The 6,768-nt window shown below is 59.3% G+C and carries 7 protein-coding genes and 2 pseudogenes; 6 read left to right on the plus strand and 3 right to left on the minus strand.

What is annotated here, in order from left to right; all coding sequences use genetic code 11:
- Nucleotides 1-234, plus strand: a 234-nt coding sequence (locus ABL922_RS13690; protein ID WP_349024770.1) for a TetR/AcrR family transcriptional regulator C-terminal domain-containing protein, incomplete at its 5' end; no start/stop codon positions are given.
- Between the two features lie 736 nt (nucleotides 235-970).
- Here ABL922_RS13690 and ABL922_RS13695 read toward each other — a convergent pair.
- Nucleotides 971-1,276, minus strand: a pseudogene (locus ABL922_RS13695) (recombinase family protein); the annotation flags it as partial.
- Between the two features lie 193 nt (nucleotides 1,277-1,469).
- Here ABL922_RS13695 and ABL922_RS13700 point away from each other — a divergent pair.
- Nucleotides 1,470-2,057 carry a glutathione S-transferase family protein gene (locus ABL922_RS13700; RefSeq protein WP_349024771.1) on the plus strand — a complete coding sequence of 196 codons (588 nt, stop codon included), beginning with the start codon at nucleotides 1,470-1,472 and terminating at the stop codon, nucleotides 2,055-2,057.
- A gap of 104 nt (nucleotides 2,058-2,161) precedes the next feature.
- Nucleotides 2,162-2,515, plus strand: a pseudogene (locus tag ABL922_RS13705) (DDE-type integrase/transposase/recombinase); the annotation flags it as partial.
- Nucleotides 2,516-2,760: 245 nt separating this feature from the next.
- On the opposite strand, the gene ABL922_RS13710 reads toward ABL922_RS13705, so the two are convergent.
- Complete coding sequence (locus ABL922_RS13710) at nucleotides 2,761-3,447, minus strand: helix-turn-helix transcriptional regulator (RefSeq protein WP_349024772.1); 687 nt, start codon at nucleotides 3,445-3,447, stop codon at nucleotides 2,761-2,763.
- A 75-nt stretch (nucleotides 3,448-3,522) separates the two neighbouring features.
- Here ABL922_RS13710 and ABL922_RS13715 point away from each other — a divergent pair, with 75 nt between their 5' ends.
- The 3 genes from ABL922_RS13715 to ABL922_RS13725 all read left to right on the plus strand — a co-directional run bounded on the left by ABL922_RS13715 (nucleotide 3,523) and on the right by ABL922_RS13725 (nucleotide 5,283).
- The gene (locus ABL922_RS13715) at nucleotides 3,523-3,852 is read left to right on the plus strand and encodes an NIPSNAP family protein (protein ID WP_349024773.1); all 330 of its coding nucleotides are present in this window, start codon (nucleotides 3,523-3,525) and stop codon (nucleotides 3,850-3,852) included.
- Nucleotides 3,849-4,196 carry an antibiotic biosynthesis monooxygenase gene (locus tag ABL922_RS13720; RefSeq protein WP_349024774.1) on the plus strand — a complete coding sequence of 116 codons (348 nt, stop codon included), beginning with the start codon at nucleotides 3,849-3,851 and terminating at the stop codon, nucleotides 4,194-4,196. Before ABL922_RS13715 ends, ABL922_RS13720 begins: the two co-directional genes overlap by 4 nt.
- A 140-nt stretch (nucleotides 4,197-4,336) precedes the next feature.
- Nucleotides 4,337-5,283, plus strand: a protein-coding gene (locus ABL922_RS13725; protein WP_349024775.1) for an IS630 family transposase whose coding sequence is annotated in 2 segments (ribosomal slippage) — nucleotides 4,337-4,673 and nucleotides 4,673-5,283 — 948 coding nt in all. Because the reading frame shifts where the segments join, the coding sequence is not laid out codon by codon here.
- Between the two features lie 109 nt (nucleotides 5,284-5,392).
- On the opposite strand, the gene ABL922_RS13730 is transcribed toward ABL922_RS13725, so the two are convergent.
- The gene (locus ABL922_RS13730; RefSeq protein WP_349024776.1) at nucleotides 5,393-6,694 is read right to left on the minus strand and encodes a tyrosine-type recombinase/integrase; all 1,302 of its coding nucleotides are present in this window, start codon (nucleotides 6,692-6,694) and stop codon (nucleotides 5,393-5,395) included.
- Nucleotides 6,695-6,768 lie beyond the last annotated feature (74 nt).

Here is a 6,768-nt window from a genome sequence, read left to right on the forward strand (position 1 = left end):
CCCAAGCGAGCGATGACCGCGCAGATGACGTTGTTCGAGCGATTGGCCGATCGCGGCCTACTCACGATCGACGATGCTTTAGTCGCGGCATCCCACTTTAATTGGCTGATCATGTCCGCTCCCTTGAACCAGGCCATGCTGCTGGGAGATGGGGCGGTTTCGAAGCCGAAGGAGCTTCGCCGACATGCTGCAAGTGGCGTTCGTGTGTTTCTCGCGGCATACGGCAAGCAATGACAATGTCGGCGGATGACGTTTCTCATTGCTCCATATGCTAGATCGGGGTGGGAAGACCTATGGCTCCGCTCGATCACTCCTAATCAAGCGCCAAGGAGTAATCGAGGCCATCGCATTGAACACTCTCCCAATTACGCTAGTTGAGAACGAACAATGAACAGCGCCGGATCCGCATTGATGGCAACTTTGGGTGGAAAGTGGGCGTTAGGCATTGCTCTGACTTGTGCGTTCTTCGACGGGTGGGAAGACCCAGTGTTCTGGCGACGGCTCTAAGTCTGCCAAGTCGCGCCAACGCAACTGTTGAGTATGATAAACGGCTAAGCCCCATTCCGGCTCGTCATAATCACGGGGCACCAGAAACAGTCGATCCATTTCAACATCAGCCACGAATCCGTAGCCATCCCGCCGCGCACACCGGAACTCTCTTCCGATCAACCCATTTTGCGGCCAGCCCTGTCGTGTCGCCCGCCTCCAGCTCAGAGGCACGCTTTGGGAAAGCTGGACTTCGTTTCGCAGCTCGCGGCGCCGAAACAGTCCAGACATACTGAATGGTGGAACCCAGCGAGTCTTTATTTCGCGATGAAAGCTTACCATGTGCACAACATCGCTCCGATCGTGCATGTCCACAACAGGGGGTTCTCGTGACCAACGTGCAGAAAGTGCCGTTAAGCAAGTCATTGATATTATTAACTAAATGTCAAATACGTGCCCGCACCATATTGAATTTACACGATTTTCAGATATTAGGCTCGCGCGCCTGCTCTAACCCGAGTGCCCTATAGAGTAATGCATGGTGGCATTTAAGGAGTTTGGCTGCTTCTCGCACAGACGTTCCTTCGCTGACCAACCGATTTCCCAGCGCAATTTGATCAGCTGTCAGTTTTGGGGGCCTGCCAAACCGGACCCCGCGCGCCTTTGCCGCCACACGCCCAGAGTTGGTGCGTTGGTGGATGAGCGCGCGCTCGAATTCTGCGATGCCGGCAAACACTGTCAGCACCATGCGGCCAGCTGGTGAAGTGGTGTCTGCCCATGGCTCCGCCAGGCCCCTTTTGATGGCTCATGCTTCAAAGCTGCCATTTAGTCAGATGTCATGGACCTTTGCTTGTGACACAATATGGACTACGCTGACATCCCGCTTGAATTGGCCGATCCCTAGCAACCCGGAAACTCCAATGACTCCCACTATTACCGCCTTCCAAAGCTCCCCAGATCGCGGCCGTGGCTTTGCCAGGGACATGCCCGTTCGCTGGGCGCTCGAAGAGGCTGGTCAGTCTTACGACGTGCGCCTCGTTTCATTTGAGACGATGAAGCAGCCCGCGCATCTGGCGCTCCAGCCGTTCGGACAGATCCCGACCTATGAGGAGGGCGATCTCTCCTTGTTCGAGTCGGGCGCGATCGTGCTCCGTATTGCTGAGCGCCATTCTGGTCTGTTACCAGACAATGTCGATGCTCGGGCGCACGCAATTGCCTGGATGTTTGCCGCGCTGACAACGGTGCAGGCACCGATTATCGAGCGCGAAGCTTTTATCCTGATGGAAAAAGGCAAGAGCTGGTTTGATGCGCGCCTGCCGATGATTGACGCGCGCGTGCGGACTCGTCTCTCCGAACTCTCGCGCCGCCTCGGCAATGCGGAATGGCTCGACGGACCCTTCAGCGCTGGCGACCTTCTCATGATCAACGTGCTGCGCCGCCCCGCCGGATCGGCGATGCTCCCGGAATTCCCCAATCTCGCAGCGTATGTTGCGCGCGGCGAATCACGGCCTGCCTTCAAGCGTGCGTTCGACGCTCAGCTTGCGGTCTTCGCCGTCGCGTCAGACGAATAAACACTCTCTCCGGATTGCAGAGGTGCAGTCCGCATCAATGCCGCGCTGGCACGAAATAACTCAGTCGCGCATGAATCAAGCCAGGTCGCCCGCAGCGAAATGCGCCATCTGCGACAGTGCTCGACGATTACTCGCGCTACATCATCAGCTGGAAGCTGTGCAGTACGATGCGGGCCGAGGACGTCACCGACACGCTGGACTTGGCACTCACAGCCTCAGGCTGTGACCTTGTCCACGTCCGGCACAAACCCAGGTTGCTGTCGGACTATGGCCCGAGCTACATCGCTGGTGAACTAGCTGAATATATCGAGGCCCACCGCATGAGCCACGTGCGGGGGGCTCCGTTCCATCCCCAGACCCAAGGTAAGATCGAGCGATGGCACCAGACCCTCAAGAACCGCATCCTGCTGGAAAGCTACTTCCTGCCCGGTGACCTTGAAGTCCAGATCAAGGCCTTCGGGGAGCGCGGCGAAGGGCTGGTCAAGGAGCATCGTTGCAGCAATCCTCTAAATGCGACAGCGCTTACGTTCAACCTAAGCGACTCTCTGTAGAGGCGACTTCCGGCTCGTCAGGGGAGCGGAATGTCGGGTATTGGGCGAACGCTGTGTAAAGCTGCCGCTTGCAATGCTCCTTGAGCGCATAGGACATCAGATACCAAGCATATTGCTTAGCGACGTAATTGATTTCGACACAACTATTATGCTCACTTACCGTTGGGAAACGCAGCGGCGAAGCACTGGTCACCGCGCCGGGTAAAGATAATCGCGCGCGAATTGGCGCCTTGGCGTACCCATGCTTCGGCGATCATATGGTCGAGTAGCGCCCGTCCAAGGCTGCCCGCAAGATGCGTTTTACGTTCACTCCAATCCAAACATTCCCGGCAAAGTGGCGCGCGGCTTGCGGAGAGTTGCGCCACATCAATTCCAAGGCCTTCTGCAAACGCGCGGCCGTCCGATGAGAGCGATAGCCCCGACAGGTCGACACGCAAAAATCCCCGCCGGATCAGGCTTTCGTAAAGCTGCACACCGGCGGAACCGGCCAGATGGTTGTAACATCGTCGCGCAGCGCGCAGTGCGTCATCGCGTGGCCCCGCGCGGGTGCGCAGGTGGCCGCTGTCCGCTGCAAGGCCCATAAGAGCTTCGAGCGCATCCGCTACTTTTGATGAAGCCAGTTCGATGTATTTGTGCCGCCCCTGCTTGCGGGCAGCGACCATGCCGCCATCGAACAGCTTTGACAGATGCGCGCTGGTTGTTTGAAGCGTTACACCGGCTTCTTGCGCGAGTTCGGATACAGTCAACGCCTTACCTGCCATCAGCGCGGTCAGAATGTTGGCGCGTGCGGGATCGCCAATCAGTGCGGCAACATTCGCGATGACAGGTCCATCTTTCATAGTTCGACCATAGGCGAACCATAGGTGCAGCACAATCGGCTACAGGGGACGCATTCTACAACCAAGGGACTGCTCATGATTACATGTTTTATCCGATATGAAATCGACCCATTCAAGGTCGACGCCTTTAACGAATATGCCCGTAACTGGGGAGAGGCCATCCCGCGTTGCGGTGCCGATCTCATCGGCTATTTCGCGCCGCATGAAGGCTCGGCGACAACGGCGTTCGGCGTCTACAATGTCGAAAGCCTTGCCGCCTATGAAGCGTATCGGGAACGACTTCGTAACGATCCGCTTGGGCGGTCCAACTATGAATTTGCCAAAGCCGGGCAGTTTATTCGGCGCGAGGACCGGATATTCTGCAAAATGGCCTCTGCGCCGCACGGGGAGTTGATCAGGCTATGATTGCAGTATTGTTCGAAGTGTGGCCCGCACCGGGCAAGACGCAGCATTATCTTGATCTGGCGGCTGCGTTGCGTAAGGAACTATCGCAGCTCGATGGGTTTTTGTCGATTGAGCGGTTCGAAAGCCTGTCGGAACCGGGCAAATTTCTCTCGCTATCCTTTTTTCGCGACGAGCAGGCTGTCGCACAATGGCGGAACTCGACCCGGCATCGGGCAACCCAGTCAAAAGGGCGAGACGGGGTTTTCTCCGACTACCGGCTGAGGGTGGCCCATGTTCTGCGGGATTATGGCTTGACCGATCGTGCGCAGGCACCCGACGATAGCCGTGCTAAACATGACGGGTGACAATTTAGAACTGTTCCGGGGCGTCCACTCAAGGGCCAGAGGTCGTTAGCGCGGTTTTCGACCGTTTTGAATCGTGGTGGGATTCCCACGGGGCGTGATTTCTGATTCAGAATCCGTGCTGGTGAAGGAGGCTGGCATGGATGGGTCAACCTTTATCGATGGATTTGCGTTCCCGGCTTCTGGCGGCGATCGACCAGGGTCTGAGTTGCCGCGCGGCGGCGGCCCGATTTGGCGTTGCACCCTCGACGGCGATCCGCTGGGAGGCGCAGCGGCGCGAGACCGGCAGCTTTGCCCCCAAGCCTCAGGGTGGCGACATGCGCTCGCGCCGGGTTGAGGAGCGACGGGCGGACATCCTCGCCTTGTGGGAAGCGCGCAAGGACATCTCGCTCGCAGAATTGCGCCTGGCGCTGATCGAGATTGGTCTCGACGTCTCGGTGGCCGGGCTTCACCGCTTCTTCTTTCGTCACGGCATGACGCGCAAAAAAAGACTGGCCATGCTATCGAGCAGGACCGGCCCGACGTCCTGAAGCAGAGGCATGACTGGTTCGACGGCCAGCTCGATCTGGAACCCGAGCGGCTTGTGTTCATCGACGAGACCTGGACCGCGACCAACATGACCCGCAGCCATGGCCGCTGTGCGAAGGGTGAGCGCCTGCGGATGGGCTTTCCACACGGCCACCGCAAGACCACCACGCTGGTCGCCGGATTGCGCATGTCGGGCATGATCGCGCCGATGGTGCTCGACGGCCCGATCAACGGCGACTGGTTCGAAGCCTATGTCACCCAGGTTCTCGTACCTGAACTGCGGCCCGGCGATGTCGTCATCATGGACAACCTGTCGAGCCACAAGCGCGCATCGGTGCGCGATCTGATCGAAGTGGCAGGCGCAAGCTTGCGCTTCCTCCCGCCCTACAGCCCCGACTTCAATCCGATCGAAAAGGCCTTCTCCAAGCTCAAGGCCATGCTCAGGAAGATCGGCGAGCGGACGGTGAACGGTCTCTGGGAACTGATCGGCAGGCTCGTCGACATCTTCCAGCCCAACGAATGCGCCAATTACTTCAGCTCGTGCGGATATGATCCGGAATGATCGAAAACCGCTCTAATGAAGGAACGGCAGGTTTCGGAGGAATCGTTAGAACCCCCAAGCGACCGAAATCTTGTCGGAAGCGGTCGTCAACATCGATAGCGACCCAGAGTTATCGCCGCAGCTCGTCAAACACCCGCGACACGGCACCGCCCTTGACCGATTGTTTGCGGACATAGCGCAGCGCGGTCGAGACCGATTTCCAGCCAATCGCCTGACAGACCCCTGCCCCATCCTCACCGCTCGCAAACAGGTCTTGCGTCAACCCGACCCGCATTGAGTGGGTGCTGATTGCGCGGAGTAACTGCCCTTCCCTGCCCGGTTCGAGTTCCACCAGTCCGTGGTCGATCGCTACGCGCACCAGGCGCTGGTATATCGCATTTATGCCTTGCCGGGTTAATCGGCCGTCGCCGATCGCATAGCGCGACCGAGGCGGCTGAGCGGGGCTGCCCTGCATCCGTTCGCGCCAATGGCGGGTATGCCCTGGGATGCTGGAATAGTCCTGTGGCGGCCGCGCTGGCCGCCCTTGACGTCGGTCGACACCCACCCGCCGAAACAACGGTCCCTCTTCCAGTTGGGCTGCCTCCAGCCATGCTCCGATCCGCCGCATCGTATCGGCCGAGAGCCAGGCGAAGCGCCCCTCCCCTTCCTGATCGGTCTTGGACTTACCGATCGCAATTATGCCGCGGCCATCCTTTTGCGGATCGACGTCATGGGTCTCGATCGCCGCCAGTTCGCTGACGCGCAAGCCCGTCTCGAAAGCGACAGCGATCAGCGCACCATCGCGCAGGCCCTGCAGGTCGCTTCCGCACACCGCAAAGAGCGCAGCCAGAGTGACGCCTTCAACTTCGTCCTGAAGGTTCATCGGCGGGCCGAGCCGGATCCCGGCAGCTTGCCGCTGCTGCGCGCCTTTGCGCCTTCGCGCAGCCTTCAAAGCGTCTGCGACCATCGCCGCGCGCGTGGGCAGGCTTTCGCGCGAGCACAGGGCCAGAATCCGATGGATGCGCGCGATGCTGGCAATGCGCCGTGTCAGCGTCGCGGGCTTGAACCCCCTGCCCTGCTCGAGCCAGCGCAGATAGCGCACCAGATCTTCAGGCTCTGCCGGAAAGGCTTGTCGTTTCGCCTCCTGGCACCAGGTAATGTAGCAGCTGAGATCATCGGTCAGTGCGCGCCGGGTTTCCGAGGCCATCGCCTCCCAGGCGGTTTCAAAACCGATCAGGCTGACCCCACCAAAGGTCTCGGGGAGCGCCTCGGAGACCAAGGCGGCCAGACGGTCGACGCTGACGGGCTTGGCCCTGCCCTTCTTGCGCACGGGTAGCTGCGCGGCGCCAGCCACCTCGATCACCACGCCCTCCACGGGCTGTGACGCGCCTGGAGAAGTCTTTGCGGCATCAGTATCAGCGGGCGTGCTCATAGGCTGCGTTTTGGCCGCCAGAACGACGATTGTCGAGATAATATTGTTTCCGTAACATATCATTACGGAAAGTG

The organism is Sphingorhabdus sp. (assembly GCF_040079335.1).
GTDB lineage: Bacteria > Pseudomonadota > Alphaproteobacteria > Sphingomonadales > Sphingomonadaceae > Sphingorhabdus_B.